The following is a 25,675-nucleotide window of genomic DNA, read 5'->3' as shown; positions in this document are numbered from 1 at the left end:
CGCCTTCACCACACGCCCCGCGCCAGCTGCGCGCGGGCCACCCAGGCCTGACCGAGGGCCACGCCGCCGTCGCCGGGAGGCGCGTGCTGGGCTTCGAAAACCTTCAGCCCGCGGGCCTGCAGGCGCACCCGCAGGCCCGCGGCGAGCAGGCGGTTGTGCAGGCAACCGCCGGACAGCGCGACCTGGCGGATGCCGGTGGCGAGGGCGGCATCGCCAAGCCACTGGGTCAGGCCATCGACGAGGCCGGCGTGGAAGTGGGCCGCGCCACGGGCCGCGTCGCCCTCGTCGGCCAGTTGATTGAGCAGCGGATAGAGATTGAGCACCGACAGGCCTGCCTCCGGGCGCTCGTCGATGTAATAGCTGCCGGGCAGCGCCAGGCAGTCGCCGAAAGCCCGCGCCAGGGTTTCGAGCAGCATCGCCGCCTGGCCTTCGAAGGTCATCGTGTCGCAGATGCCGAGCAGGCCGACCGCCGCGTCGAACCAACGGCCGAGGCTGGTGGTCGGCGGGCAGCGGGTGCCTTTCTGCAGCATCGCGAGCACCGGCTCCACGGCCTGATCGGGGAAACGCCGAGCTGCCTCATCGCTGCGCCCCAGCGCGTGCAGCACACCGCAGGCCATGCGCCACGGCTCCCGCGCCGCGCGGTCGCCGCCGGGCAGCGGCAACGGGCTGAGGTGGCCGAGGCGGCGGAACTCGGCGCCGTCCACGTAGAGCAGCTCGCCGCCCCACGGCATGCCGTCGGTGCCGAGGCCGACGCCGTCCGCGGCCAAACCAAGTACCGGCCCTTCGAGGCGATGCTCGGCGCACACCGCGGCCAGGTGAGCGTGATGATGCTGGACCGCAATCGCCGGGATGTCGAGGCGCTCGGCCAGGGCCAAGGCGGCCTGCGTCGAGTAGTAATCGGGATGGGCGTCGTGGGCCACCGCCGCTGGCTGTACCGACAGGATGGACTGCAGGTGCTCGGCCACTTCGTCCAGCGCCGCGCAGGCGGCCGGGTTGTCGAGGCCGCCGATGTGCTGGGACAGGAAGGCCTCGCGCCCGCGGGCCAGGCACAGGGTCGCCTTGAGGTGGGCACCGAAGGCCAGCACCGCCGGGCCGTCGTCGGGCAGCGGCAGGGACAGCGGCGTGAAGCCCCGCGCGCGGCGCATGAACTGGATGCCGGCGCCGGCGGCCTCGTGCGGCCCGGCCGGCAGGTCCGGACGCAGGCGCAGCACCGAGTCGTCGCAGCGCACGACGATGTCCCGGTCGTGCATCAGCAGCACGTCGGCGATGTCGGCGAGGCGCTCGAAGGCTTCGTCGTTGTCCTTCACCAGCGGCTCCCCGTGGGGGTTGGCGCTGGTCATCACAAGGCCCAGCGGCTGCACGTCGGCGAGCCATGCAGTGCCGGTGGGCCGGCCAGCGGCCTCGTGGAAAAGCAGGTATTGCAGCGGCGTGTAGGGCAGCATCACGCCGACTTCGTCGAGACCCGGCGCAATGCCCGGAAAGGCCTGATCGAACTCCAGCCCCTTTTCCAGCAGCACGATGGGCCGCTCGGGGCTTTCCAGCGCCGCGGCTTCCGCCTCCGACACCCGCGCCCAGCGCTTCACGCTGGCCAGGTTGGCGAACATCAGTGCCAGCGGCTTGTGCGGGCGGCGCTTGCGTACCCGCAGGCGCAGCACCGCGTCACCGTCCGCCGCATCGCAGGCCAGATGGAAACCGCCCAGGCCCTTCAGTGCGACGATCTCGCCGAGTTGCAGGCGGCGCAGGGTCTCGGCCACCGGATCGCGGGCCAGGGCCTGCACGCCGTGGGGTTCGTAGAGGCTCAGCTGCGGGCCGCAGACCGGGCAGGCGTTGGGCTCGGCATGGAAGCGCCGGTCGCCCGGGAAAGCGTACTCGGCCTCGCAGTGCGGGCATTGCGGAAAGGCCGCCATACTGGTGTTGGCGCGGTCGTAGGGCAGGCGGCGGGTGATCGTGTAGCGCGGACCGCAGTTGGTGCAGTTGATGAAGGCATAGCGCCAGCGGCGGTCGTCCGGGTCGAACAGTTCGCCAAGGCAGGACGGGCAGATCGCCGTGTCGGGACCGATGGCAGTGGCCACCGCGCCATCGGCGCTGGGCAGGATCAGGAACTCGGTGCGTGCCAGGTCCGGTGCAATTACCTCCGGTTCGACGGAATCCACTCGCGCCAGCGGCGGCGCCTCGCTGGCGAGGCACAGGGTGAAGGCATCCAGGATGGCTTCACCGCCCTGGATCTCGATCTCCACGCCGGCGCCATCGTTGCGCACCCAGCCGGTGAGGCCGAGCTTCCGGGCGAAGCGGTACACGAAGGGCCGGAAGCCCACTCCTTGCACGACGCCACGCACGCGCAGGCGGCGGGCGACACAGGTCGGGTCGACGATCATCAGCATCGGCGCGTCACCCCTTGGCGGCGAGCCGGGCTTCCAGCTCGGCGATGCGTGCGCGCAGTTGCTCGACGGTCTGCTGGCGCCCGGCGCAGGCCTCACCGAGGCGGGCGTCGATCCAGCCCAGCCAGTCGGCAAAGCCGGCGCCGGTGGTAGCGGACACCTGGATCACCTCGAGCCTGGGATTGACCCGCCGCGCAAAATCGATGGCCTTGTGCACGTCGAAGCTCAGGTAGGGCAGCAGGTCGATCTTGTTCACCAGCATGAGGCGCGCGGCGGCGAACATGTCCGGATACTTGAGGGGCTTGTCCTCCCCTTCAGTGACCGACAGCACCACCACCTTGGCGGCCTCGCCCAAGTCGAAGGCAGCCGGACAGACCAGGTTGCCGACGTTCTCGACGAGCAGCACGCTGTCTTCCGGCGGGGTCAGTTTCTCCAACGCACGGCCGACCATGTGGGCGTCCAGATGGCAGCCCTTGCCGGTGTTGATCTGCAGCGCCGGGGCGCCGGTGGCGCGGATGCGCTCGGCGTCGAAGCTGGTCTGCTGGTCGCCCTCGACGACGGCGACGGGCACCTTGCTCTTCAATTCTTCAATGGTACGCACCAGCAGCGTGGTCTTGCCGGAGCCCGGGCTGGACACCAGGTTCAGCGCCAGGATGCCCCGGTCGGCCAGCCAGCTGCGGTTGCGCTCGGCGTAGCCGTCGTTCTTGGCGAGAATGTTCTGCTCGATCTTGACCATCTGCGCCTGACTCATGCCCGGCGCGTGGGCGCCGGCCGGGCCGTGGCCGTAATGCACACTGCCGTCGCCATGGTCGTGGATGTGCTCGCCCTCATGGGCGTGATCGTGGCTGTGTACGGAACCGTCGGCATGGCGATGGGCATGCCCGTGGACGGCGGCTGGCACCCACTGGTACGGGGCGTGGCCGTGCGCATGCTCGTCCGCGTGGTGATGAGCATGGCGGTGCACGGTGCCGTCGGCGTGCACGTGCTCGTGTTCATGCTCGTGATCGAGGGCTTCGCCCTCCAGGCGGGTTTCTCCGGTTCCGCAACCGCACACATTGCACATGTCTCAAACCACCTTCATTCGATTTCCAGTTCCTTGACCCGCATCTCGGTGCCGCCGGTGGCCTGCACCTGGTAGCTGCCACATTTCGGGCACGGATCGTACAGTGCCGCGACGGGCACCGTCTCGGCGCACTGCATGCACCAGCCGCTGCCCGGCACGCTGTCGATCTGCAACGCGGCGCCGGCGGCGATGCTGTCCCGCATCACCACGTCGAAGCAGAAGCGCAGGCTGTCCGGCTCCACCGACGACAACTGGCCGATTTCCAGCACCACCGTCTTGACCTTGTGAAAGCCCTGGCTGCGCCCGGCGTCCTCGACGATCTGGCGGATCCCTTCCGCCAGCGACATTTCATGCATCCGCAATCTCCACTTCATACGCCACGCAGGGGTCGAGCAGCAGCACCGCCCGCTCCACCGCCTCCTGCGCCGCGGCCCGTGTCGGCAAATCGGCGGGCAGCAGCTTCACGATACCCGTTTCACCGGCAAAATTGCGATCCGTCGGCGCCTCCACACGCCAGGCGGCGACGCGCTCGCCCTCCAGGCGCAACTCGTGGCGCAGCGCACCGCGGGCCGTGTGGATCCATGCCTTGCCGTGCCCGACGCCCGGCTGACCGTTGCTGCCATGGGGATAGACGTCGTCCGCGGCGAGGGATTCCTGCGCCGCGTGCAGCGCCGCCACACGGGCTTCGAGCCCCACGCGAACGGCCGACGCCCCTTCGGCATCCAGGCGCGTCAAACCCGCTTCCAGCAACCCGCCTTGCCCACCACCGCCCAGGGTCTCGTCCAGCACCCGCACGGTGGCCGCCACCAGCGCCGAACGCCCCTGCCCACGCACACCGCGCCAGGCCGCGAAGGTCGCTGTCTGCGGCGCCGCACCGAAACGCCGCGGCCAGTCGAGCAACAGGCGCCACAGGTGTTCGTGCAGGCATTCCGCCCATAACTGCCACGATGCGGCCGGCTCTTCCGTCGCCTGCCCCGCCGCCAGCAGGGCCAGGCGTCCGGCTTCGCGCTGGGCATGGGCGCACAGGCTGTAGTACAGCGGCACACGGCTCAGAGCCTCGTCCGGCGTCAGTCCAACCAGGGCCTTCGCAACCGGCGGCCGATGGAGCGTGACCCGCCAGTCGTTCAGACAGCCGTCCGCCCAGCGCGCGCTGACATGCAGCCCACCAGCAAGGGAAGCACTCGTCACCGCTGGCGCCCTCGCCTCACGCGGCCGACGCGCCGCCGCGCCCGAACAGCCAGCGCCGGCGCGACATGGGTTCGGCCGCCGGTGCGTCTACGAAGGCCTCCAGCGGCGGGCGCAACAGCGCCAGCAGCGCCGCCTGGGCCGTCGCACAAGCGGCGTCCATCGAATCGAACTCAAGTACCGGCGAGAACAGCGAACACATCTGAAAGGGACCGAAGCCGACGTCCTCGGCGTGGATGAACTCGTACTCCCCGCTCGGGAAACGCCAACACTGCTTGGACAGCGCCGGCGCCGCCTGCCACGGGGCGCTGCCCGGCAAAAGCAACAGGTTGATCGCCCAGGGCATCACCAGAGCCCCCACGCGGACGCCTTCCCAGTCAGCCAGCCCGAGCAGGCGTACGGACAGGCTGGGGTTGCACAAAGGCACAGCGGCCATCGGCCCGGCCGCCACGCAGCGGTAATGGGTCTCGATGTGGGTCACCAGTTCGGCGGCTGGACGCAGCTCAGTCATCCTTCAACACCATGAACTTGTGTTGGGGCGCATCGCAAGTGGGGCAGCGCCAGTGCTCCGGTAGCTGCGAGAACGGCGTGCCGGGCGGGATGCCCCAGTGCGCGTCGCCTTCGGCCGGATCGTAGACCGACCAGCAGATGCCGCATTCCAGCTTGTCGGTGTCGGCCAGCCTGGCGCCGTCGCCGAGAAAGGAGCCTTCGAACATGCTCAGCCCTCCTTCAGCATCTGGATGTATTCGCCGAGGCGCTCGATGGAATCGGCGTAGTCCTCGGCGGCGGCCAGCACCACCTCGGGCATATCCACCACCTCTATGGTATTCAGGATCAGGCTGTCCATGCTGTTGAAGTACTGCACCCACCACACGTTGGCGAGCCGGGTGCTGGTGACCCGGCAGTTGCCATAGCCCCGCGACAGGATCGACACCTCCCGGTGGCCAAGGGCGCCGTACAGGTAGTCCAGGTCCGTGTCGGTGACCGGCAGCAGGGTCAGGTTGATCACATGGGCCGGCTTGCCGGCCTGGTGGCGGGCCGCCTGCTGCTGGACTTCGGCGAGCAGCGCCTCGCCGTTCATCATGTTGGGCAGCAACGGCGGCAGGCTCAGCTCGGGCAGCGTGGTGGCGCGCATCGCCGCGTACAGCTCGACCGGCACCGGACCGGCGACGAGGCGGTCGGCGACGATTTGCCCAGCGACGCCCTCCTCCAGCACGCGCCACAGCGCGGCGAAGGCGGTTTCCTGCACGCGCACGCGGGTCGGTGCCAGCGTGAAGGCCGACACCTCGCCGAAGCCGAGGGACTGGGTCAGCACTTCGCGGACACCGGCCGACTCGCCGTCGAGCAGTGCCGTCGCCGGTTGCGCGGCATCGATGGGCTGGCTACGCATCGTCGCCAGCAGGCCTTCGAGCACCTCCGCTGCGCGCGCGATATCGGCGGCGCTGGCAGCCTCCGGCAGGCGCGGCGCCTGGAAGGTATTCATGCCGCTCGGCATGGCCAGGTAGTCGGGCGCCTCGTCGGTCTGCGAGCCGGGGCCGACGGGCACGACGGGAATCGGGAAGGGTTTCATGAACAGCTCCTGGCGTCCTGGACGGCAACGGAAATCGGGGGGCGGCTGGGGGCGGCGGCGGCCAGGGCCTGCAACTCGCCGACGAAGGGGCCCCAGTCGAGGATGCCGCTGAAGGCGCCCAGGTAGGCGCCGTCGCGCAGCACGACGACGGTCGGGAAACGGCTGGCACCGAAGCGCTTGGCCAGCAGCGGGCTTACCTGCGCATCGGCGGCGAAGCGCCGCGCCGGCAGGCCGAGGGCCTGCAGCGCCTCGGGCAGTACGACGATGACGTCGAGGGATTCGGGGCTGCGCTGGGGATCGTCGGTCAGCAGCAGCACGGCCAGCCCTGCGCCGGCCTCGAAGGCGGCCGCGTCGGCGACGCGCTCGAAGCCGTGGCGCTCGGCCAGGCGCTTGAGGGCCGCGTCCAGCTTGTCGAGGGACGACTGGGGCGGCGCGAATTGAACGCTCATGAAAGATCCTTCAAGTGATCGGGCAGGCTCGGTTCGCGGTCGACCAGGTCGGCGAACAGCGCGTCGATGCGCGCATGGTCGCCGGCCATTGCCGCATCGAGCGCAGCCAGCGCGTTGTTGATGGCGGCGGCCCGGTCGGCGTCGATCACCTCCCGCGCGGCGCCGAGAAAAGTCAGCAGCCAGGTACCGGGCGGCTGTTCGCCGACCAGCGACAGATCGATGTGCTGCTCGCCATCCGGCCCGTCGCAGCGGGCCATCCAGCCGGCGGATTCGATGACGCGGTACGGTACGCCGAGACACACGGCTCAGCCCTCCTGCAGGAAGCGCGCATCGCCGAAGCGGCAAGCCTCCTGCTCGCTGGGTCGGCCGGCCTCGTAATTGGCCATTTCCAGGCTGCCTTCGTTGAGGCGCGGCCCGGCGCCTTCGCGCGGGGCCAGCGGCGCGCCCCAGCGGGCCAGCCATTCGCCGGCCACCGCCAGCGCCGGCTCGATCTGCGCCTTCACCGCATCGCGCAGGCTACCGCCAAAGTCTTCCAGCTCGACCGGCTGGCAACCGATCAGCACCAGCTCCTCGGGCAGGCGGCCGAGCAGTTCGGCGGACGCCAGCACTTCCTGGAAGCCGGTCTGGTGCAGGCTCATCTTCTTGGCGCCCATGAAGCGCGGCACCTCGCTGCCGGTGACGATGCGCAGCGTGCCCGGCGCATCGCCGTAATCGACCGCGTCGAAGACCAGCAGGCGCTGCGCCTCCTCCACATAGGGCAACAGGTACAGGCCCTGGGTGCCGCCATCCATCGCGGTGACGTTGTCGGGCAGCGCATAACGCTCGGCCAGCGCCTCCACGCAACGCACGCCAAAGCCTTCGTCGGCCCACAGGAGATTGCCGATACCCAAAACGAGAATTCGCGGCACGGAAGTCATGAACACGCCTTTGTAACGGGACGAGTTACACAATCAAGATCCGTGCCGTCTTCGCTTGTAGGGCCATACGCGGGCAAATGGCAGGTCTGGCAGGCCTCTCCACAGCGCCGGGGCATCCGTCTTTAGAGAAAGCGATCACCGGACTTCCACATGAAAACCAAATCGAAACCATTGTTTTCGGCCACTCACCAGGGCTGAAACGGCAATTGCATATCCCGGCCGGCCACCGGCGCACACTCCGCCGGCCCCCTGCCGTCGAAATATTTCATGAACATACTCCGGACTGCGCAGCAGGAATTTTTTCGCATTGCAACGGAATTTGCGCTGCACTCCAGGACGGAGTGGTTTATTGTCTTGAGCCCATGAAAAAGATCCTGCCTGCCCTTACCGCTCTCGCCCTCCTGACGGCGGCACCACTGGCCCGGCCAGCCGAAGACGACTCGCCGAAGCCTGCGGCTGAGGCCCAGACCGACGCGTCTGCCACACCCCGCAAGATCACCCGTTGGGAGGACACCGGCATGAAGCCGGCGGAAGCCCGTGAATGGGAGGGCTATTCGTTCAAGCCCCACGATGCGCGCGAGTGGAAGAACGCCGGCTTCGCGCCCGTGGTGGCACGCACCTGGTCCGACAAAGGTTTCGATCCGGATGAGGCGGCCGAATGGCGCGACTCGACCAAGAACAACCGCACGCTGATGGCGGAGCTCGATCAGTCCGATCCCGCCCAGTGGAAACGCGAAGGCTTCACGCCACGGGATCGCCTGGCCTGGTGGGAGGCCGGCTTTGCCTTCGAAGACGCAGTCACCCTGACCCGTGCCGGCATGTCCCCGGCCGATGCGGCCTGGCACGGCCACGAGAAGCTGAAGGAGTTGAAGGGCTCCGCCGATGTGGCCAAGACGGACACCTCGACGTCGAGCGCTTCTTCTTCCTCCTGGACACGGGACGACCTGGAAAATCTGTGGCAGGCAATCCGCCCACACCTGAAGACGGGCCTGATCATTGCACTGGTCCTGGTGTCAGCTGGACTGAATGTCTATCTGCTGCGGATCCGTAGATCGAATGCGACGGCAAGCAAGGACAACGAACCCGACAGCACGACACCCGACACCGATCCAGAGCTCGCCCCGGCACCAAAGAAGAAAGTCAAAAAGACGGCGCAGCCGGCCGTCAAGATCGAGGATCGCCATCGCCCGGCCCGGCGGACCACATTCTGGACCCCCACAACCCCAACCTGCGTACATTGCAACAGCACCAACGTACGCATCTCGCGGATCAATCCACGCAGGATCGCCGGCATCACGTTCAGCGAGTATTTCCGCTGTCGCAACTGTGGCCGCCATTTCTCCAACGTGAGCTACGCTCCGCTGGTGGCGACCGGCGTGGGCCTGGTGCTGGTGCTGACCTTCAGCACCGCCGGTCTCATCCACCTGATGTCGCAAATCCCGTAATGCTGCTCGGGCCGCATCCCACGGCCCGACACTCCCGGTACAGATCCCACTGCAGTTGCAACCCCAGCCAGAAGGCCGGCTCCAGCTGAAACAGCAACGCCAGCCGTACTGCCGTATCCGGCGTCACGGCGCGTTTACCGCGCACCAGCTCATTGACCCTGCGCCGCGAGATCCCCAGCGCCCTCGCCAGCGCATCCTGGGTGATGCCCAGCGGCACCAGGAAGCGACTCTCCAGGAAATGCCCCGGATGCGGCGGACGCCGCCCCGCGCGCAAACGCAGAAAGGCCGGAACGCCCTGTTGCCAGGGACGGTCCGGCCCGGGGAGGGAGACCTTGCGGCTCATTGCGCGCAGCTGCGCAACACTCAATCCTTGAACATCCGCCAGCCGGAGATCATCGTCGAGATCAGGCTCTGGCGGCTCATGATGTCCTCGCGGATCGCCGCATACACGTGCACGACGACGAAGCTCATCATGATCCACATGCCCAGTCGGTGCAGGCTGTGGGTCTGCATCGAGCCGCCGAGCAGGGGAATCACCCAGCCGAACAGACGATCGGCCCAGGAGCCGAGCCCCAGCCCCTCGCCATACAGCGCGAAACCGGTGCAGAGCATGCCGAAGGCCAGCACGGTGAAGAAGAAGAACATCATCAGCTGGGCCATCGGGTTGTGGCCGACGTATTTCTTCGGCTGCTTCTCGAGGAACAGATACCAGCGCAGCTCGAAGAACACTTCGCTCCACCAGTGGCTGTTGAAGATCGGCAGCTTGAAGATCTGGCGCGAGTGGTGGTTGCCGACGAAGGCCCAGTACACCCGCCCGGCCAGCCCCACCGCGAAGATGTAGGCCGCCGCAAAATGGGCAAAACGGATGTAGCCCATCAGGAAGTTGTCGGACGCCTCGCCCGGCAGCGTCGGCAGCGGCTTGCCGATGAAGTAGCCGCTGACCGCCAGCACCACCATCGCCAGCGCGTTGATCCAGTGCCACAGACGCACCGGGGCTTCATAGACGTAGATCGAGCGTACCTGCCGGCCGTGCCTTTCGGCCTCCAGCATGTCCTGTTGTGACAGCATGATCAGCTCCTTAACGGACCTTGACTGACGCCATTTCCTGTCCGTCCGGCGCCATCACGTGAGTGGAGCAGGCCAGGCAGGGATCGAAGGAATGCAGCGTGCGCAGGATCTCCAGCGGCTCGTCGGGCTTGGCCACCGGGGTGTTCATCAGCGAGGCCTCGAAGGCGCCGATCTGCCCCTTGTCGTCGCGCGGACCGCCGTTCCAGGTGGTCGGTACCACGGCCTGGTAGTTGTCGATGCGGCCGTCCTTGATCTTGATCCAGTGCCCCAACGCGCCGCGCGGCGCCTCGGTGAAGCCGGCACCCTTGGTTTCGGCCGGCCACTTGCTCGGCTCCCACTTGTCGATGTTGGCGGTGTTGAGGTCGCCGGCCTTCAGGTTGGCGATCAGCTTGTCGAAGAAGTAGCGCGACTTGTGGGCCGCCCATGACGCTTCAAGGCCCCGCGCGGCGGTACGGCCGAGAGTCGAGAAGATCGCCTGCAGCGGCAGGCCGAGATCGGACAGCAGCTTGTCGACGGGTTCCTTGAACTCCGGGTTCTTCTGCACGTAGCCGATCACGTAGCGGGCCAGCGGGCCCACTTCCATCGCGTTGCCGCGCCAGCGCGGCGCCTTGATCCACGAGTACTTGCCGGCTTCGTCGAGGCTCTCGATCCGGGTCTTGGTGCCCTTGGTGTTCTTGCCGAGCTCGAAGTGCGGCTCGGTGACGCCGTCGAAGGGATGCAGGCCCTTGGACTCGTCGGCGTACTTGTACCAGCTATGGGCGACGAATTCCTGGATCTGCTCCGGGTCCTTCAGGTCCACCTCGTGGATCTTGGTGAGGTCGCCGCCGATGATCGCGCCGCGCGGCAGCAACAGGCTGGACGCAGAGTAATCGTTGGCCTTGTCCGGGATGTCACCGTAGGACAGCAGCGCCTGGGACGAGATGCCGCCGCCGTAGGTCCAGTCCTTGTAGAAGCTGGCGATGGCCTTCAGGTCGGGGATGTAGACGTTGTCGATGAAGTCGATGCAGCGGTCGATGATGGAACTGACCAGGTTCAGGCGCTCCATGTTGATCGCCCCGACCGCGCCAGTGCCTTCCAGATTGATGGCGCAGGGCACGCCGCCAACCAGCCAGTTCGGGTGCGGGTTCTTGCCGCCGAAGATGGTATGAACCTTGACGATGTCCTTCTGGAAATCCAGCGCTTCCAGATAGTGGGTGACCGCCATCAGGTTGGCTTCCGGCGGCAGCTTGTAGGCCGGGTTGCCCCAGTAGCCGTTCATGAAGGGGCCGAGCTGGCCGGATTCGACGAACTTCTTCAGGCGGTTCTGCACGTCACGGAAATAGCCCGGCGAGGACAGCGGCCAGCTGGAAATGCTCTGGGCCAGCTCGGAAGTCTTCTTCGGATCGGCCTTCAGCGCCGACACCACGTCCACCCAGTCCAGCGCATGCAGGTGGTAGAAGTGCACCAGGTGGTCGTGGATGTACAGGTTGAGCTGCATCAGGTTGCGGATGATGTTGGCGTTCTCAGGGATCTGGATCGCCAAGGCATCTTCCACCGCGCGCACGGACGTCAGCGCATGGGTGCCGGTGCACACTCCGCAGATCCGCTCGGTGAAGGCCCACGCATCGCGCGGGTCGCGGCCCTTCAGGATCACCTCCAGCCCGCGCCACATGGTGCCGGTGGACACCGCGTTGCGGATCACGTTCTTGTCGTCGATGTTCACCTCGACGCGCATGTGGCCCTCGATCCGGCACACCGGATCGACCACCACGCGCTTGCCGGAGTTATCGAGCTTGAAGCCCTGGGTTTCAAGCACAGTCATTATTTATCTCCCGAATTCTGATTGTCGCCCTGCTTGTCGCCGCGGGCCCGCGCCAGCGCCGTCACCGCGGCATGGGCGGCGACCGCCGCACCGACCACGCCGGCCGCCGTGCCGCCGACCTTGTCGGCATTGCCTTCGATGGCGAATTGCTTGATGTCGGTGACGCGGTCGTAGAAGCTGCCCTTGTCCCAGAAGCCGTCTTCCGAGCAGCCGATGCAGCCGTGGCCGGACTGCACCGGCCAGCTCACGCCGCCGTTCCAGCGCATCGACGAGCAGGCGTTGTAGGTGGTCGGGCCCTTGCAGCCCATCTTGTAGAGGCAATAGCCCTTGCGCGCCGCGTCGTCGTCCCAGTTCTCGACGAACTGGCCGGCGTCGAAGTGCGGGCGGCGGTAGCACTTGTCGTGGATGCGCTGGCCGTAGAACATCTTCGGGCGACCCTGGCGGTCGAGTTCGGGGATCTTGTCGAAGGTCAGCATGTAGGTGACCACGCCGGTCATCACTTCGGCGATCGGCGGGCAGCCGGGCACGCGCACGATGGGCTTGTCGGTGATCACCTTGTGCACCGGCGTCGCACGGGTCGGGTTTGGCTTGGCGGCCTGCACGCAGCCGTAGGACGCGCAAGCGCCCCAGCTGATGATGGCCTTCGCGTCGGCGCAGGTTTCCTTCAGCACTTCCACGAAGGGACGGCCGCCGTGGATGCAGAACATGCCGTCCTCGTTGAGCGGCGGATTGCCCTCGACGGCGACGATGTAGTTGCCCTTGTACTTCTTCTTGACCTCTTCGATGATCGCCTCGGCCTGGTGGCCGGCTGCGGCCATCAGCGTGTCGTCATAGTCGAGGGACAGCATCGACAACACCACGTCCTTGGTCAGCGGGTGGGCCGAGCGGATGAAGGACTCCGAGCAGCAGGTGCACTCCAGACCGTGCAGCCAGATCACCGGCGTGCGCGGCTTGTTTTCCAGCGCGTGGGCAATCTTCGGCACGAAAGCGCTGCCGAGGCCCAGCGAGGTGGCCGTCAGGCTGCAGAATTTCATGAAGCTGCGGCGCGTGATGCCTTGCCGCCGCAGCACTTCGTAGAACGTTTCAGTCATGGATAGCAACCCCCTGGTGGAACATCGGGCCCGGATATGTTCTGATCTGTCGCGACGCAAGCGGGCCGGCACCGTCGCACATGTCGACAGGGGGTTTAACAAAAAGCGTGCCCAATTCCGGCAGTCTTCTAAAACCCTTTCAGCACAAGGCTTTAGTAATTTTCCGCAGACCATGGCAGCGACAACGCCGAGAGACTGGTAATCGGCTGACCGGTCAAATGGAAACCAGACATCCACCTCAACAGCAAGCACACGGCATAAACCTGATTTTGCGGACACCCACGATGAGCGACCTCTCCATCCAGCCCGTCGACTTCGACGACGAAGCCCAGCGCGACGATTTCCTCGACCTGCTCGACCACTACATGCGCGGCCCCACCGGCAGCGGCCAGGCCATGAGCGACGACTTGCGTGCGCGCCTGCCGGACGAGCTGCGCCGCCGCCCGACCGTGCTGAGCTTCATCGCCTACTGGAACAAGAAAGGGGAGCGGCAGGCCGCCGGGCTGATCAACTGCGTGGAGGGCTTCTCCACCTTCGCCGGCCGGCCACTACTGAATGTGCACGACATCATCGTGCATGAGGACTTCCGCCGTCGCGGCATCGCCTCGGCGCTGCTGGCCCACGCCGAACAGGTGGCGCGGCAACGGGACTGCTGCAAGCTGACCCTCGAGGTGCTCGAGGGCAATGCCGGCGCCCGCCAGGCCTATCTGAACTGCGGCTTCGCGGGCTACCAGCTCGACCCGGCCATGGGCCAGGCCCTGTTCATGGAAAAGAAACTCTAGGGCTCAAGACGCTGCCGGCGCTCAGCCCAGTTCCGGCGGCACCCACTCCATTTCGTGGGGGAACAGGCCGACGCTGCTCACCGCCGTCGTCTCCACGCAGTTCCACCACATGGTCACCCAGGCGCGGCCCTCCTCGTCGATCTTCTCCACCTCGGAGATCGCCCCGACCATGAACATGATCATGTCCAGTTCATCCTCGTCCATGTCCGGATCCGGCGACACGGACAGGATCCGTACATGTTCGCCCACGGCGACCGCCCGGCCGTTCCTGTCCTTCACACTCACTCTTGCATCCATGTGGGTCTCCCGCTGTCGCATTGTCCAAGACCGCCGCAATCCGGCGGTGTCGAACAGGTATTAGCAAGCTTCGAACCACGCCTCCTCCGCCCTGGATAACGCCTCCGGCGCGGCATCCTGGCCCCCTTGACGCCCCCGGCTTGTCGGGAAGGCGACATCCCGTCGCCGCAACCCCGCCACGCCGGACGCGGGTTTTGTCGTTGAAACGACACATCGCCAACCGCCGGGCGGGCCCCGGCATCCGGCAACTTCCGCTTTGCCGACAAGCACTTGAACGGCACACCGAACGACACGCCGGGAGCTGGCACTGTATCTGCTGATAGCTGGGGAAACATCACAAGCGAGCGGAGTCCCCCATGGAAAAACCCGAAAAGATCACCCGCGAGGCCGCCCTCCGGGTTGCCCTTGCCTCCCGGGCCATGCCCAACATCGGCCTGACCCGTCTCATCGAAGTGCTGCAGGAATGCCTCGGCGACAGCATCGACACCGAGACCCTGCGCAACATCACCGTCACCCACCTGAAGACCGGCTTCGGCAGCCTCGACGGCGAAGAGGACGGCGAGGACATCGGCATCGGCCTGGAAGCCATGAAGCTGGCCGTGCGCATCCTGTGGGGCGACGCCGACGACGACGAGGGCCTGCCGCCGCTCGAACCCTATAACGAAGGCGACATGCCGGGCTCGGTGCGCGTAGCCATCGCCTCCGACTTCGGCCTGGCCCTCAACGGCCACTTCGGCTCCTGTCTGCGCTTCCTGGTCTACCAGGTGTCGCCCACCGAGAGCCGCCTGATCGATGTGCGCCACACGGCCGAGGCCGATTTCGCGCCGGACAAGAACCTGTTCCGCGCCCAGCTCATCGGCGACTGCCACGTGGTGTACGTGGTGTCCGTCGGCGGCCCAGCGGCAGCCAAGATCATCCGTGCCGACATCTATCCGATCAAGCTGGCGGAAGGCGGCACGGCGGACGAAGTGATCGCCAAGTTCCAGGAGGCGATGGAAAACTCGCCGCCCCCCTGGCTCTTGAAGATCCTCGGTGTTGCCGCCGAGAACCGGCTGCGCAACTACGGCGCCAACCGGGCCGTCGACGACGTACACGCGGACTGAAAACCGTTCCTGGAGGACACGCCATGACCAAGCCGAAACCCGATCACTTCGAGGCCACTGCCGCGCTGATCAGCAACGCGATCGGTACGGCCCGCGTCTTTGGCGAGAACCCGCGCATCACGCGGCTGGTGGCCAGCAGCATCGGCCGCTTCGCCGCAGAGCTGGACAACGCGCCGGACGCCATCGCCGCCGGCACCCAGCTGATCAGCTACGCCCTCGCCCAGATCAGCGAGCAGGACGCGCTGTTCGTGCCGAAGTTGCATGCCTCGCTGGAGGAGCTGGGCCGCTGAGAAGGCGGCGCGCCCCTGATCTCCGTGGGGGCGAATGAATTCACTCCTACAAGAGCGGGACGTTCCAGCCGCGAGCCACCACAAAAAACAAAGCCCGGCTTTCGCCGGGCTTTGCTCTATCGCGCCGAAATCTGACTCAGCGCTGGATCTGCGTCACGTCACGCACCGCGCCGGTATCGGCACTGGTGGTCAGGGCCGCGTAAGCCTGCAGCGCGGCCGACACGTGGCGGACGCGGTTGGCCGGCTTCCAGCCACGGGCATCCTGGGCTGCGCGGCGGGCAGCCAGCACCTCGTCGGACACCGCCAGGTTGATGCGGCGGTTGGGGATGTCGATCTCGATGATGTCGCCCTCTTCCACCAGGCCGATTGCGCCGCCGCAGGCCGCTTCCGGCGAGGCGTGGCCGATGGACAGGCCGGAGGTACCACCGGAGAAGCGCCCGTCGGTGAGCAGCGCGCAGCTCTTGCCGAGCCCCTTGGACTTCAGGTAACTGGTCGGGTAGAGCATTTCCTGCATGCCGGGGCCGCCCTTCGGGCCTTCGTAGCGGATCACCACCACGTCGCCAGCGACGATCTGGTCGGCGAGGATGCCGGCCACGGCGTCTTCCTGGCTCTCGAACACACGGGCGCGGCCGGTGAATTGCCAGATAGACTCGTCGACGCCGGCGGTCTTCACGATGCAGCCCTTCTCGGCGATGTTGCCGTACAGCACGGCGAGGCCGCCGTCCTGGCTGAAGGCATGCGCCTTGTCACGGATAACCCCGTGGCTACGATCCAGATCCAGTTCGTTCCAGCGGCGATCCTGGCTGAAGGCGACCTGAGTCGGCACGCCACCCGGAGCCGCCTTGTAGAAGTTGAACACACCACCGTCATGGGCCTTCATCACGTCCCAAGTGGCCAGCGCCTCGCCGAGGGTCTTGGCGTGGACGGTGGGCAGGTCGGTATGCAGCAGGCCGGCGCGGTTCAATTCGCCGAGGATACCCATGATGCCACCAGCACGGTGCACGTCCTCGATGTGCACGTCAGCCACCGCCGGCGCCACCTTGCACAGGCAGGGCACGTGGCGGGAGATGCGGTCGATGTCCTTCATCGTGAAGTCCACACCGGCTTCCTTGGCCGCGGCCAGCAGGTGCAGCACGGTGTTGGTGGAACCCCCCATCGCCACGTCGAGGCTGATGGCGTTCTCGAAGGCCTTGAAGCTGGCGATGGAGCGCGGCAGCACGGACTCGTCGTCCTGCTCGTAGTAGCGGCGGGCCATGCCGACGATGGTGCGGCCGGCGCGCAGGAACAGCTGCTCGCGGTCGGCGTGAGTGGCGACCACGGTGCCGTTGCCTGGCAGGGACAAGCCCAGCGCCTCGGTCAGGCAGTTCATGGAATTGGCGGTGAACATGCCGGAACAGGAGCCACAGGTCGGACAGGCGGAACGCTCGACGGCGTCCACTTCCTCGTCGGAGCAGCTGCTGTCGGCGGCCTTGACCATCGCATCGACCAGGTCGAGGGAGATCACCTTGGCTTCCCACTTGACCTTGCCGGCTTCCATCGGGCCGCCGGACACGAAGATCGCCGGGATGTTGAGGCGCAGCGCGGCCATCAGCATGCCCGGGGTGATCTTGTCGCAGTTGGAGATGCACACCATCGCGTCGGCGGTGTGGGCATTGACCATGTACTCCACGCTGTCGGCAATCAGGTCGCGGGACGGCAGACTGTAGAGCATGCCGCCGTGGCCCATGGCGATGCCGTCGTCGATAGCGATGGTGTTGAATTCCTTGGCGACGCCGCCGGCAGCCTCGATCTCGCGCGCGACCAGCTGGCCCAGGTCCTTCAGGTGCACGTGGCCCGGCACGAACTGGGTGAAGCTGTTGACCACGGCGATGATCGGCTTTTCGAAATCGCCGTCCTTCATGCCGGTGGCGCGCCACAGGGCGCGGGCGCCGGCCATGTTGCGACCGGCGGTGGAGGTGCGGGAACGGTACTGGGGCATCTCGGGGGACTCCGTCTTCAACGAATGGTTTGTTGCAATCTTGCATTCTAGCGCTTGCAGCGGCCCGTGCTGCAGCGGATGTCTGAAGTCCGCCAGTGCGCCACACGCCGTTCGGGTATTCCCTCGCCTTCGCCGCGTCCCGGCCCCCACGCCCTTGCGGCACCAGCAAAGGCGCAGCACGCCGGGGCAGCCCGACCGGCACATCGCACCATTCGTTACATTTGAGCAACGGTGTGGACAAGGTCCGGCCCTAGGCTAGCTGCCATAACGATACGGAGACACCGCCATGAGCCCCTTGCCGATCCTGGCAACGATCATCACGCTCGTCCTCGCCGTGCGGCTCGCCCGCCGCTTCATCGAGACGCAGCGGCGCCCAATTCCCATTCCCGTCCGCCGAACCCTCCCGACGAAACACTGATCGGCCACACTGCGGGAGGTCCTATGAGCGAGTACATCCTCGAAACCGCCGGCCTGACCAAGGAGTTCAAGGGCTTCACGGCGGTTTCCAACGTGGATCTGAAAATCCGGCGCGGACACATCCACGCGCTGATCGGCCCCAACGGCGCCGGCAAGACCACGGTCTTCAACCTGCTCACCAAGTTCCTGCCGCCGACCCACGGCACGATCAGCTTCGACGGACAGGACATCACCCGCGAGGCGCCGGCCGCCACCGCCCGGCGCGGGCTGGTGCGCTCCTTTCAGATCTCGGCGACCTTCCCGCACCTGACGGTGATGGAGAACGTGCGTATCGGCCTGCAGAAGAAGCTCGGCACCGAGTTCCACTTCTGGCGCTCGAAGAAGAGCCTGGACGTGCTCAACGGCCGCGCGATGGAGCTGCTGGAGTCGGTGGACCTGGCCGGCTTCGCCGACACCGTCACCGCGGAAATGCCCTACGGCCGCAAGCGCGCGCTGGAGATCGCCACGACGCTGGCGCTGGAGCCGACGATGATGCTCCTCGACGAGCCGACCCAGGGCATGGGCCACGAGGACATCGCCCGCGTCGTCGCGCTGATCCGCAAGGTATCCGTCGACCGCACGATCCTGATGGTGGAGCACAACCTATCGGTAGTCGCCAACCTGTGCGACCGCATCACCGTGCTGCAGCGCGGCAGCATCCTCGCCGAGGGCTCTTACGAGGAGGTTTCGAAGAATCCGCAGGTGCTCGAAGCCTACGTGGGCTCAGCCGACATGCACGACGCCCACCACTGACCGGAATCCCGCCCCATGACCAGCGCCTTCGACCCCAAGCCCGAGATGCTGCGCATCCGCGACCTGCACGCGTTCTACGGCGAATCCCACATCCTGCACGGCATCGACCTGCACGTCGGGCGCGGCGAGTGCATCACGCTGCTGGGCCGCAACGGCGCCGGCCGGTCGACCACCCTCAAGTCCATCCTCGGTCTGGTGGGCCGGCGCAGCGGCTCGATCATGGTGAACGGCAAGGAAGTCATCGCCGAACCAACCCACCGCATGGCCCGCTACGGGATCGGCTACGTACCCGAGGAACGCGCCATCTTCGCGTCCCTTTCCACCGAAGAGAACCTGTTGCTGCCGCCCCAGGTGGCCAGCGGCGGCATGTCGGTGGACGAGCTCTACGCCATGTTCCCCAACCTGCTGGAGCGCCGCCACAGCCCGGGCACCAAGCTGTCCGGCGGCGAACAGCAGATGCTGGCGATGGCCCGCGTGCTGCGCACCGGCGCCAAGTTGCTGCTGCTCGACGAGATCACCGAAGGGCTGGCGCCGGTCATCGTCAAGAAGCTCGGCGAGGTCATCACCGAGCTCAAGGCACGCGGTTTCACGATCGTCCTGGTGGAGCAGAACTTCCGCTTCGCCGCGCCGCTGGCCGACCGCCACTACGTGCTGGAGCACGGCGAGATCCTCGCCACGATCAGCAAAGAAGAACTGCCCGGCCGCATGGACTGGCTGCACCACACGCTGGGCGTCTGAACCCCGACACACGATAAACAAAAGGAGTGAGACACATGAGCATGAAGAAGACGATGAGCCTGGCCTGTGCCGCAGCCCTCGCCACCCTGTCCGCGGGCGCCCACGCGCAGATCTCCGGCGGCGTGGTGAAGATCGGCGTGCTCACCGACCTGTCCGGCACCTATTCCGACCTGGCCGGCTCTGGTGCAGTCCTGGCCACCAAGATGGCCGTAGAGGACTTCATCGCCAAGGAAAAGCCGAACTTCAAGATCGAGGTGGTCACCGCCGACCATCAGAACAAGGCCGACATCGCCTCCAACAAGGCCCGCGAGTGGTTCGAGCGCGAAGGCGTGGATACCGCCACCGAACTGGTCACCACCTCCACCGCGCTGGCGGTGATGAAGGTGGCCAAGGAGAAGGACCGCATCGCGATCATGAACGGCCCGGGCTCCACGCCGATCACCAACGAGCAGTGCAACGACGTGTCGGTGCATTACACCTACGATACCTACGCCCTCGCCAACGGCACTGCCAAGGCGGTGACCAAGCAGGGCGGCAAGAGCTGGTTCTTCATCACCTCCGACTACGCCTTCGGCCAGGCGCTTGAGAAAGACGCCTCGGCGGTGGTCACCGCCAACGGCGGCAAGGTGCTCGGCTCGGTACGCCACCCCTTCCCCGGCTCAGACTTCTCGTCCTTCCTGCTCAAGGCCCAGGCCTCCGGCGCGCAGGTCATCGGCCTGGCCAATGCCGGCGCCGACACCACCAACTCCATCAAACAGGCCGCCGAGTTTGGCATCACGCCGACCCAGTCCCTCGCGGGCCTGCTGATGTTCATCACCGACGTGCACGCGCTGGGCCTCAAGTCCACCCAGGGCATGTACCTGACCGAAGGCTTCTACTGGGACCTCAATGACGAGACCCGCGCCTGGTCGAAGCGCTTCTTCAGCGTGCAGAAGAAGATGCCGACGATGGTCCAGGCCGGCCAGTACTCATCGATCTACCACTACCTGAAGGCGGTCAAGGCAGCCGGCACCGACGACACCAAGAAGGTCATGGCGCAGATGAAGAAGACGCCGATCAACGACTTCTTCGCCAAGAACGGCCAGATCCGCGAGGACGGCCGCATGGTGCACGACATGTACCTGATGCAGGTGAAGAAGCCGTCCGAATCGAAGTACCCGTGGGACTACTACACCGTGCGCCAGACCATCCCGGCGGCAGAGGCCTTCCAGCCCCTGTCCCAATCGCGCTGCGCGCTGGTCAAGAAGTAACCGCGCGAGACCTTGCGGGGGCGTCATCCAAAGCGAGACATTCGCCCCCGCAGGAGAAGAAGTCTCCTCAACATCGTCTGGTAGACCGACGCGATACCAGGACTGGAGTGCCCCATGGAAATCTTCGGCGTCCCGACGGCCCTGCTTGGCAGCCAGTTGCTGGTTGGGCTGATCAACGGCTCCTTCTACGCGATCCTCAGCCTCGGGCTGGCGATCATCTTCGGCCTGCTCAACATCATCAACTTCGCCCATGGCGCGCAGTACATGATGGGCGCCTTCATCGCCTGGGTGGCCCTGACCAAGTTCCAGATCAACTACTGGGTGGCGCTGATCGCCGCACCGCTGCTGGTCGGCCTGCTCGGCGTGATCCTCGAACGCACCATGCTGCGCAAGCTCTACAAGCTCGACCACCTCTACGGCCTGCTGCTCACCTTCGGGCTGGCGCTGATCATCGAGGGCATCTTCCGCGACCAGTTCGGCATCTCCGGCGAGTCCTACGAGGTGCCGGAAGCCCTCTCCGGCGGCATCCACCTGGGCTTCATGTTCCTGCCGCTATACCGCGCGTGGGTCGTCGTCGTGTCGCTGACGGTGTGCTTCGGCACCTGGTTCATGATCGAGAAGACCCGTCTCGGCGCCTACCTGCGCGCCGGCACCGAGAACCCGCAGATCGTCCAGGCGCTGGGCATCAACGTGCCGCTGTTGATCACCTTCACCTACGGCTACGGCGTGGCGCTGGCGGCCTTCGCCGGCGTGCTCGCAGCGCCGGTGTTCCAGGTCAATCCGCTGATGGGCTCCAACCTGATCATCGTCGTCTTCGCCGTGGTGGTGATCGGCGGCATGGGCTCCATCCTCGGTTCCATCGTCACCGGCATCGGGCTGGGCCTCGTCGAGGGCCTGACCAAGGTCTTCTACCCGGAAGCCTCCGCCGTCGTTGTCTTCGTCATCATGGTCATCGTCCTGCTAGTGCGGCCTGCGGGCCTGTTCGGCAAGGCCTGATCCACGGAAACCAGGAGTCAGCGTGAACTCTCCCGCCCAGCCCAGCGCCCTGATCAAGACCGAGGTCTTGTACACCGGCCTGTTCGTCGTCGGCCTGCTCGCCCCCTTCGCGGTGTACCCGACCTTCCTGATGAAACTGTTCTGCTTCGCGTTGTTCGCCAGCGCCTTCAACCTGCTGCTCGGTTTCGCCGGCCTGCTGTCCTTCGGCCATGCGGCCTTTCTCGGCACGGCGGGCTATGTGTGCGGCCTGCTGGTGCGCGACTCCGGCGTCTCGCCCGAGGTCGGCATTCTGGCCGGCACGGTCAGCGCCGGTCTGCTCGGCTGGCTATTCGGCATCCTGGCGATCCGCCGTACCGGCATCTACTTCGCGATGATCACCCTGGCCCTCGCGCAGATGGTGTACTTCCTGGTCCTGCAGGTGCCGGCCACCGGTGGGGAAGACGGCCTGCAGGGCGTACCCCGCGGCCACCTGTTCGGCTTCATCGACCTGTCGGACAACATCGCCATGTACTACCTGGTGTACGCAGTGTTCAGCCTCGGCTTCTTCCTCATCTACCGGACGATCCACTCGCCCTTCGGACAGATCCTCAAGGCCATCCGCGAGAACGAGCCACGGGCCATCTCCCTTGGCTACGACGTGGCCAGGTTCAAGCTGCTGGCCTTCGTGATCTCGGCCTCCCTGGCCGGCCTCGCCGGCGCCACCAAGACCCTGGTCTTCCAGCTCGCCTCCCTGTCGGACGTGCATTGGCACACCTCCGGCGAAGTGGTACTGATGACCCTGCTCGGCGGCCTCGGCACCATCCTCGGCCCGGCGGTCGGCTCGGCGACCATCGTGACACTGCAGAACGAGCTGGCCGACAAGGTCGGCTCGTGGGTGACGGTGATCATGGGAGCGATCTTCGTCGCCTGCGTGCTGGCCTTCCGGCGCGGCATCGTCGGCGAGATCCAGGCCCTGATCCAGCGGGCCGGCATCCGCTGAGGCGGCCAGCCGGATCGACGACAGAAGCATCAGGCGGCCACGATGGCCGCCTTTTTCTTGCGCTCAGCGGTGTAAGTCCGCGTAAGTCGCCACCGGCCCAGTCTCGGGCGGGGTATTCGCGCAGGATTACACCCGGAAGCGCGACACCGTCTGCTGCAGCTGGCTGGCGAGGTTTTCCATGTCCTGGGCCGCGCGGGCCGTAGACTCGACGGACTCGTTGTTGTCCCGCGCCATCGCGGCAATCGACTCGATGCTTTCGGCCACGGCGGCACTAGCCGAGCGCTGCTGCTCGGTTGCCTCGGCAATCTCGTCGAGACCATGCCCGACCGCCACCACCGACTCGTTGCCGGCAGTGATCGCACTGGACACGGTGGACACCGCCTCGCGGCTGGACGCCAGATGCTCCAGCCCCTGCTGGATCGATTCGCGCACCGCCACCGACTGCTTGCTGAGGCGCGAGGTGACCGCGTCGATCTCACCGGCCGAACGGGCCGACTTCTCGGCCAGCTTGCGCACCTCGTCCGCCACCACGGCAAAGCCGCGCCCCTGCTCGCCGGCACGGGCCGCCTCGATGGCTGCGTTGAGCGCCAGCAGGTTGGTCTGCTCCGCGATGTCCCGCACTTCCTGGGTCATCGCGGTGATCGCGGTGGTGGACTCGACGAACTGTTCCACCGACGAGGCCATTTCACGTACGGCGCTCTCCGCATGGCTGACTTCGGAGACCAGGGAATCGAGGGTCCGGCTGCCTTCGTTGGCCTGCTTCAGACTCTCCTGGGAACGCTGATGCACCCGCTCGGCGCTGGCCGCCACATTGGCGATGTTGGCCGCCATGTGCTCCACCGACGCAGCGGCATTCATCGACTGGTCATTCTGGCGGCGCGAGCCATCAGCGACCCGGCTCGCGCTGGCCGACAATTGATGGGCCGAACTGGTCACCCGCGCCGCCGATTCGGACACATGCCGCACCAGCTGGGCAATCGTGCCGAGCATCTCGTTGAAGGTCGTCGCAGTCTTGCCGATCTCGTCCTGACCGGCCACCGCCAGGCGCCGGGTCAGGTCGCCCTCACCCTTGGCGATCTCGGCCAGGCTGTTGTTCATCTCGGTGAGGGGATTCACGACGAAGCGCCGGATGAAGAACATCACAAAGGCGATCAGCGGCAAGGACACGACCAGGGCGCTGACGATGCTCTTCCACAGGAAAGTGTCGACCGCTTCGTTCACCCGGTCCAGGGAGATCTTCATGCTCACCAGGCCCAGCGGGGTGCCCGGTGCCACCTGGTGACAGGCCGTACAGTTCTTGCCAAGGTAGTTGGTGGACGCCAGCGCCGGCTTGACGACCCGCAGGTATTCGCCGCTAGCGTTGCCGTGCTCGACCCGCACGATGGCCTGGCCGCTGCTCAGCGCCTGCTTTTCGTCTTCGTCGAGCGCCGGCATCTTGCGGTTGCCGGGCCCGAACTGCTTGCTCACCGCGTCGGCGCGGATCACTTCGAGATCGCGGATCACCGACAACTGCTTGATCTGGTCGAGGAAGACCTCCCGTTGCCCCACCGTACCGGTGATCATCATGCCGGTCAGGCCAGCCATGGTCATCTCGTGGATGCTGTGCGCAAAATCCTCCGCCTGGGCAATCGCGATATCCCGATTGACGCGGGACTCCCACGCGATCATGCCCCCCCATGCGATCACCAGCATCAGCCAGATCGCCCCCGTCAGACGTAGCCAGATAGGCGTATCCGATAGCTTGCGCATGCTTACCACCCCAGATTCATGTCGGCCGTCGAAAGGCCGATCCATTGTTGTCTATGGAAGGTATACGGCAAAGGCAGGACGGGCTTTAAGCCCGCGCCGAAATCAGCGGGGCGCCTTAGGGGCTGCGGGGCGGGTATTAAGACGTTGGGTTGCGCCGCTCCAGTCGGCCCGGGCCATCAGGGGCCAGGCCAACAAGGCACGATCGATGGACTCGTCGATGAGGGCCGACTCCTCGCGCCGGGGCGGCTTGAGGACGAAATTCACCACTTCGTTGCGGTCACCCGGATGGCCGATGCCAATGCGCAGGCGCCAGAAATCCTGGGTCCCCAGGTGAGCGGTGATGTCTTTCAGGCCATTATGCCCCCCCAGACCACCGCCGAACTTGACGCGTAACTGGCCGGGAGGAATATCGAGTTCGTCATGCACCACCAGGATCTCGGCGGGTGCGATGCGATAGAAACGCGCCAGCGCGGCCACCGACTGGCCGGAGCGGTTCATGAAAGTCTGTGGCATCAGCAACCACACACCCTCGTTGCGGGCATTGGCGGCGAGGCCGTGGAAACGGGCTTCCTTGCTGAAGCCCACACCCAGCTCGCGGGCCAGGCGCTCACAAAACCAAAACCCGGCGTTATGCCGGGTTTCAGCGTATTCCGCACCGGGATTGCCGAGGCCGACGACGAGCTTGGGTGCAAGCTGGCTCATCGCTTCAGTGGCCTCGCAATCCCTCTGACGATCAGGCAGCCGGGGTTTCGGCAGCTTCGTCACCACCACCGCGAACGGCCAGGATGGTCGCCACGACGGGGTCTTCGCCATGGGTCAGCGCCTTTACGCCAGCCGGCAGGACGAGGTTGGAAACGTGCAGGGAGTGGCCGGTAGCCAGATCCTTCAGGTCAACCAGGATGAACTCGGGCAGGTCGCCGGGCAGGCACTCGAGTTCGACTTCGGTCTGCACGTGGGACACGATGCCACCGTCGAGCTTCACGCCCGGGGCGATTTCGGCGTTCACGAAGTGCAGGGGCACCTTGACGTGGATCTTGTGGGTAGCGTCAACGCGCTGGAAGTCCAGGTGCAGCACTTGCTGCTTGTACGGGTGCCACTGGGCATCCTTCAGGATCACGGCCTGGGCAGCGCCGTCGAGCAGCAGGCTCAGCACGGAGGAGTGGAAGGCTTCGTTACGCAGAGCGTGGTAGATCTCGTTGTGATCGACTTCGATCTGCTGCGGAGCGGCGGAGCCACCGAAGACGATGGCGGGCACGCTGCCGGCACGACGCAGGCGGCGGCTCGCACTCGAACCCTGCTGAACGCGCGACTTGGCATTGAATTGAATGGTCATCAGT

General features: G+C 66.2%; 29 protein-coding genes. 10 read left to right on the top strand and 19 right to left on the bottom strand.

The annotated features are described in order from the left end of the window. Positions 1-5: 5 nt before the first annotated feature. The 10 genes from hypF to B4920_RS00270 are packed head-to-tail and all read right to left on the bottom strand — an operon-like array spanning position 6 to position 7,562. Positions 6-2,381 (bottom strand): carbamoyltransferase HypF, encoded by a 2,376-nt coding sequence (hypF, locus tag B4920_RS00315; RefSeq protein ID WP_079432613.1) that lies wholly within the window; start codon positions 2,379-2,381, stop codon positions 6-8. Positions 2,382-2,388: 7 nt separating this feature from the next. Continuing rightward, on the bottom strand, positions 2,389-3,441 hold the full coding sequence (hypB, locus tag B4920_RS00310) for a hydrogenase nickel incorporation protein HypB (RefSeq protein WP_079432612.1): 1,053 nt from the start codon (positions 3,439-3,441) through the stop codon (positions 2,389-2,391). 14 nt (positions 3,442-3,455) lie between these two features. Beyond that, positions 3,456-3,797 carry a hydrogenase maturation nickel metallochaperone HypA gene (gene hypA, locus B4920_RS00305; RefSeq protein WP_079432611.1) on the bottom strand — a complete coding sequence of 114 codons (342 nt, stop codon included), beginning with the start codon at positions 3,795-3,797 and terminating at the stop codon, positions 3,456-3,458. Then, positions 3,790-4,629, bottom strand: coding sequence for a hypothetical protein (locus B4920_RS00300; RefSeq protein WP_079432610.1), 840 nt, complete (start codon positions 4,627-4,629; stop codon positions 3,790-3,792). The genes hypA and B4920_RS00300 overlap by 8 nt, the downstream gene beginning before the upstream one ends. Positions 4,630-4,645: 16 nt before the next feature. Then, complete coding sequence (gene hybE / locus B4920_RS00295; RefSeq protein ID WP_079432609.1) at positions 4,646-5,137, bottom strand: [NiFe]-hydrogenase assembly chaperone HybE; 492 nt, start codon at positions 5,135-5,137, stop codon at positions 4,646-4,648. Next, on the bottom strand, positions 5,130-5,342 hold the full coding sequence (locus B4920_RS00290) for a rubredoxin (protein ID WP_079432608.1): 213 nt from the start codon (positions 5,340-5,342) through the stop codon (positions 5,130-5,132). Before B4920_RS00290 ends, hybE begins: the two co-directional genes overlap by 8 nt. 2 nt (positions 5,343-5,344) lie before the next feature. Further along, positions 5,345-6,196, bottom strand: a complete 852-nt coding sequence (locus tag B4920_RS00285) for a hydrogenase expression/formation protein (RefSeq protein ID WP_079432607.1) — start codon at positions 6,194-6,196, stop codon at positions 5,345-5,347. After that, positions 6,193-6,645 carry a hypothetical protein gene (locus B4920_RS00280; RefSeq protein ID WP_079432606.1) on the bottom strand — a complete coding sequence of 151 codons (453 nt, stop codon included), beginning with the start codon at positions 6,643-6,645 and terminating at the stop codon, positions 6,193-6,195. Before B4920_RS00280 ends, B4920_RS00285 begins: the two co-directional genes overlap by 4 nt. Then, entirely contained in the window at positions 6,642-6,947 is a 306-nt protein-coding gene (locus B4920_RS00275; protein WP_079432605.1) for a HypC/HybG/HupF family hydrogenase formation chaperone, read from the bottom strand. Before B4920_RS00275 ends, B4920_RS00280 begins: the two co-directional genes overlap by 4 nt. Positions 6,948-6,950: 3 nt before the next feature. Then, positions 6,951-7,562, bottom strand: a complete 612-nt coding sequence (locus B4920_RS00270; RefSeq protein ID WP_079432604.1) for a HyaD/HybD family hydrogenase maturation endopeptidase — start codon at positions 7,560-7,562, stop codon at positions 6,951-6,953. A gap of 77 nt (positions 7,563-7,639) precedes the next feature. On the opposite strand from B4920_RS00270, the gene B4920_RS00265 reads away from it, so the two are divergent. Continuing rightward, on the top strand, positions 7,640-9,007 hold the full coding sequence (locus B4920_RS00265; protein ID WP_139379392.1) for a hypothetical protein: 1,368 nt from the start codon (positions 7,640-7,642) through the stop codon (positions 9,005-9,007). On the opposite strand, the gene B4920_RS00260 is transcribed toward B4920_RS00265, so the two are convergent. The 4 genes from B4920_RS00260 to B4920_RS00245 are packed head-to-tail and all read right to left on the bottom strand — an operon-like array spanning position 8,979 to position 12,967. Further along, the gene (locus B4920_RS00260) at positions 8,979-9,350 is read right to left on the bottom strand and encodes a HigA family addiction module antitoxin (RefSeq protein ID WP_079432602.1); all 372 of its coding nucleotides are present in this window, start codon (positions 9,348-9,350) and stop codon (positions 8,979-8,981) included. The two genes, B4920_RS00265 and B4920_RS00260, sit on opposite strands and share 29 nt — an antisense overlap. A 20-nt stretch (positions 9,351-9,370) precedes the next feature. After that, on the bottom strand, positions 9,371-10,075 hold the full coding sequence (gene cybH, locus B4920_RS00255; protein ID WP_079432601.1) for a Ni/Fe-hydrogenase, b-type cytochrome subunit: 705 nt from the start codon (positions 10,073-10,075) through the stop codon (positions 9,371-9,373). Positions 10,076-10,085: 10 nt separating this feature from the next. Further along, the gene (locus B4920_RS00250) at positions 10,086-11,876 is read right to left on the bottom strand and encodes a nickel-dependent hydrogenase large subunit (RefSeq protein WP_079432600.1); all 1,791 of its coding nucleotides are present in this window, start codon (positions 11,874-11,876) and stop codon (positions 10,086-10,088) included. Beyond that, positions 11,876-12,967, bottom strand: a complete 1,092-nt coding sequence (locus B4920_RS00245) for a hydrogenase small subunit (protein WP_079432599.1) — start codon at positions 12,965-12,967, stop codon at positions 11,876-11,878. The genes B4920_RS00250 and B4920_RS00245 overlap by 1 nt, the downstream gene beginning before the upstream one ends. A gap of 284 nt (positions 12,968-13,251) precedes the next feature. On the opposite strand from B4920_RS00245, the gene B4920_RS00240 reads away from it, so the two are divergent. Next, positions 13,252-13,749, top strand: a complete 498-nt coding sequence (locus B4920_RS00240; protein WP_079432598.1) for a GNAT family N-acetyltransferase — start codon at positions 13,252-13,254, stop codon at positions 13,747-13,749. A gap of 21 nt (positions 13,750-13,770) precedes the next feature. On the opposite strand, the gene B4920_RS00235 is transcribed toward B4920_RS00240, so the two are convergent. Beyond that, a complete protein-coding gene (locus B4920_RS00235) occupies positions 13,771-14,046 on the bottom strand; it encodes a hypothetical protein (protein ID WP_079432597.1) in 276 nt (91 codons plus the stop codon). 356 nt (positions 14,047-14,402) lie between these two features. Here B4920_RS00235 and B4920_RS00230 point away from each other — a divergent pair, with 356 nt between their 5' ends. Both B4920_RS00230 and B4920_RS00225 read left to right on the top strand, forming a co-directional pair. Further along, entirely contained in the window at positions 14,403-15,149 is a 747-nt protein-coding gene (locus B4920_RS00230) for a dinitrogenase iron-molybdenum cofactor biosynthesis protein (protein WP_079432596.1), read from the top strand. Positions 15,150-15,172: 23 nt separating this feature from the next. Continuing rightward, positions 15,173-15,439: a hypothetical protein gene (locus B4920_RS00225; protein ID WP_079432595.1), complete on the top strand. Its 267-nt coding sequence runs from the start codon at positions 15,173-15,175 to the stop codon at positions 15,437-15,439. Between the two features lie 136 nt (positions 15,440-15,575). Here the strand turns inward: B4920_RS00225 and ilvD are convergent, their stop codons facing one another. Beyond that, positions 15,576-17,417 (bottom strand): dihydroxy-acid dehydratase, encoded by a 1,842-nt coding sequence (ilvD, locus tag B4920_RS00220; protein ID WP_079432594.1) that lies wholly within the window; start codon positions 17,415-17,417, stop codon positions 15,576-15,578. A gap of 286 nt (positions 17,418-17,703) precedes the next feature. On the opposite strand from ilvD, the gene B4920_RS30715 reads away from it, so the two are divergent. From B4920_RS30715 to B4920_RS00195, 6 genes are all read left to right on the top strand, one after another. Further along, positions 17,704-17,835, top strand: a complete 132-nt coding sequence (locus B4920_RS30715) for a hypothetical protein (protein ID WP_256376076.1) — start codon at positions 17,704-17,706, stop codon at positions 17,833-17,835. 23 nt (positions 17,836-17,858) lie between these two features. Then, the gene (locus tag B4920_RS00215) at positions 17,859-18,626 is read left to right on the top strand and encodes an ABC transporter ATP-binding protein (RefSeq protein WP_079432593.1); all 768 of its coding nucleotides are present in this window, start codon (positions 17,859-17,861) and stop codon (positions 18,624-18,626) included. 15 nt (positions 18,627-18,641) lie between these two features. Further along, on the top strand, positions 18,642-19,364 hold the full coding sequence (locus B4920_RS00210) for an ABC transporter ATP-binding protein (RefSeq protein ID WP_079432592.1): 723 nt from the start codon (positions 18,642-18,644) through the stop codon (positions 19,362-19,364). Positions 19,365-19,399: 35 nt separating this feature from the next. After that, positions 19,400-20,614, top strand: a complete 1,215-nt coding sequence (locus tag B4920_RS00205; protein ID WP_079432591.1) for an ABC transporter substrate-binding protein — start codon at positions 19,400-19,402, stop codon at positions 20,612-20,614. 114 nt (positions 20,615-20,728) lie between these two features. Then, positions 20,729-21,610, top strand: a complete 882-nt coding sequence (locus B4920_RS00200; protein ID WP_079432590.1) for a branched-chain amino acid ABC transporter permease — start codon at positions 20,729-20,731, stop codon at positions 21,608-21,610. Between the two features lie 22 nt (positions 21,611-21,632). Next, positions 21,633-22,589: a branched-chain amino acid ABC transporter permease gene (locus B4920_RS00195; RefSeq protein ID WP_254050801.1), complete on the top strand. Its 957-nt coding sequence runs from the start codon at positions 21,633-21,635 to the stop codon at positions 22,587-22,589. Positions 22,590-22,715: 126 nt separating this feature from the next. Here the strand turns inward: B4920_RS00195 and B4920_RS00190 are convergent, their stop codons facing one another. The 3 genes from B4920_RS00190 to B4920_RS00180 all read right to left on the bottom strand — a co-directional run bounded on the left by B4920_RS00190 (position 22,716) and on the right by B4920_RS00180 (position 25,671). After that, entirely contained in the window at positions 22,716-24,338 is a 1,623-nt protein-coding gene (locus B4920_RS00190) for a methyl-accepting chemotaxis protein (RefSeq protein ID WP_079432589.1), read from the bottom strand. 102 nt (positions 24,339-24,440) lie between these two features. Continuing rightward, the gene (gene pth, locus B4920_RS00185) at positions 24,441-25,040 is read right to left on the bottom strand and encodes an aminoacyl-tRNA hydrolase (protein ID WP_079432588.1); all 600 of its coding nucleotides are present in this window, start codon (positions 25,038-25,040) and stop codon (positions 24,441-24,443) included. 31 nt (positions 25,041-25,071) lie between these two features. Beyond that, a complete protein-coding gene (locus tag B4920_RS00180) occupies positions 25,072-25,671 on the bottom strand; it encodes a 50S ribosomal protein L25/general stress protein Ctc (RefSeq protein WP_079432587.1) in 600 nt (199 codons plus the stop codon). Positions 25,672-25,675: the final 4 nt, after the last annotated feature.

It is taken from the genome of Zoogloea sp. LCSB751 (assembly GCF_002028455.1).
In the GTDB taxonomy this organism is placed as follows: Bacteria; Pseudomonadota; Gammaproteobacteria; order Burkholderiales; family Rhodocyclaceae; genus Zoogloea.
This window is presented reverse-complemented; position numbering and strand designations above follow the sequence as displayed.

What these genes read in the sequence shown, in the direction of transcription:
- hypF (WP_079432613.1), bottom strand. Translation starts at nt 2,381, where the DNA reads ATGCTGATGATCGTCGACCCGACCTGTGTCGCCCGCCGCCTGCGCGTG.
- hypB (WP_079432612.1), bottom strand. Translation starts at nt 3,441, where the DNA reads ATGTGCAATGTGTGCGGTTGCGGAACCGGAGAAACCCGCCTGGAGGGC.
- hypA (WP_079432611.1), bottom strand. Translation starts at nt 3,797, where the DNA reads ATGCATGAAATGTCGCTGGCGGAAGGGATCCGCCAGATCGTCGAGGAC.
- hybE (WP_079432609.1), bottom strand. Translation starts at nt 5,137, where the DNA reads ATGACTGAGCTGCGTCCAGCCGCCGAACTGGTGACCCACATCGAGACC.
- B4920_RS00290 (WP_079432608.1), bottom strand. Translation starts at nt 5,342, where the DNA reads ATGTTCGAAGGCTCCTTTCTCGGCGACGGCGCCAGGCTGGCCGACACC.
- B4920_RS00285 (WP_079432607.1), bottom strand. Translation starts at nt 6,196, where the DNA reads ATGAAACCCTTCCCGATTCCCGTCGTGCCCGTCGGCCCCGGCTCGCAG.
- B4920_RS00280 (WP_079432606.1), bottom strand. Translation starts at nt 6,645, where the DNA reads ATGAGCGTTCAATTCGCGCCGCCCCAGTCGTCCCTCGACAAGCTGGAC.
- B4920_RS00270 (WP_079432604.1), bottom strand. Translation starts at nt 7,562, where the DNA reads ATGACTTCCGTGCCGCGAATTCTCGTTTTGGGTATCGGCAATCTCCTG.
- B4920_RS00265 (WP_139379392.1), top strand. Translation starts at nt 7,640, where the DNA reads ATGGCAGGTCTGGCAGGCCTCTCCACAGCGCCGGGGCATCCGTCTTTA.
- B4920_RS00260 (WP_079432602.1), bottom strand. Translation starts at nt 9,350, where the DNA reads ATGAGCCGCAAGGTCTCCCTCCCCGGGCCGGACCGTCCCTGGCAACAG.
- cybH (WP_079432601.1), bottom strand. Translation starts at nt 10,075, where the DNA reads ATGCTGTCACAACAGGACATGCTGGAGGCCGAAAGGCACGGCCGGCAG.
- B4920_RS00250 (WP_079432600.1), bottom strand. Translation starts at nt 11,876, where the DNA reads ATGACTGTGCTTGAAACCCAGGGCTTCAAGCTCGATAACTCCGGCAAG.
- B4920_RS00245 (WP_079432599.1), bottom strand. Translation starts at nt 12,967, where the DNA reads ATGACTGAAACGTTCTACGAAGTGCTGCGGCGGCAAGGCATCACGCGC.
- B4920_RS00240 (WP_079432598.1), top strand. Translation starts at nt 13,252, where the DNA reads ATGAGCGACCTCTCCATCCAGCCCGTCGACTTCGACGACGAAGCCCAG.
- B4920_RS00235 (WP_079432597.1), bottom strand. Translation starts at nt 14,046, where the DNA reads ATGGATGCAAGAGTGAGTGTGAAGGACAGGAACGGCCGGGCGGTCGCC.
- B4920_RS00230 (WP_079432596.1), top strand. Translation starts at nt 14,403, where the DNA reads ATGGAAAAACCCGAAAAGATCACCCGCGAGGCCGCCCTCCGGGTTGCC.
- B4920_RS00225 (WP_079432595.1), top strand. Translation starts at nt 15,173, where the DNA reads ATGACCAAGCCGAAACCCGATCACTTCGAGGCCACTGCCGCGCTGATC.
- ilvD (WP_079432594.1), bottom strand. Translation starts at nt 17,417, where the DNA reads ATGCCCCAGTACCGTTCCCGCACCTCCACCGCCGGTCGCAACATGGCC.
- B4920_RS30715 (WP_256376076.1), top strand. Translation starts at nt 17,704, where the DNA reads ATGAGCCCCTTGCCGATCCTGGCAACGATCATCACGCTCGTCCTCGCC.
- B4920_RS00215 (WP_079432593.1), top strand. Translation starts at nt 17,859, where the DNA reads ATGAGCGAGTACATCCTCGAAACCGCCGGCCTGACCAAGGAGTTCAAG.
- B4920_RS00210 (WP_079432592.1), top strand. Translation starts at nt 18,642, where the DNA reads ATGACCAGCGCCTTCGACCCCAAGCCCGAGATGCTGCGCATCCGCGAC.
- B4920_RS00205 (WP_079432591.1), top strand. Translation starts at nt 19,400, where the DNA reads ATGAGCATGAAGAAGACGATGAGCCTGGCCTGTGCCGCAGCCCTCGCC.
- B4920_RS00200 (WP_079432590.1), top strand. Translation starts at nt 20,729, where the DNA reads ATGGAAATCTTCGGCGTCCCGACGGCCCTGCTTGGCAGCCAGTTGCTG.
- B4920_RS00190 (WP_079432589.1), bottom strand. Translation starts at nt 24,338, where the DNA reads ATGCGCAAGCTATCGGATACGCCTATCTGGCTACGTCTGACGGGGGCG.
- pth (WP_079432588.1), bottom strand. Translation starts at nt 25,040, where the DNA reads ATGAGCCAGCTTGCACCCAAGCTCGTCGTCGGCCTCGGCAATCCCGGT.
- B4920_RS00180 (WP_079432587.1), bottom strand. Translation starts at nt 25,671, where the DNA reads ATGACCATTCAATTCAATGCCAAGTCGCGCGTTCAGCAGGGTTCGAGT.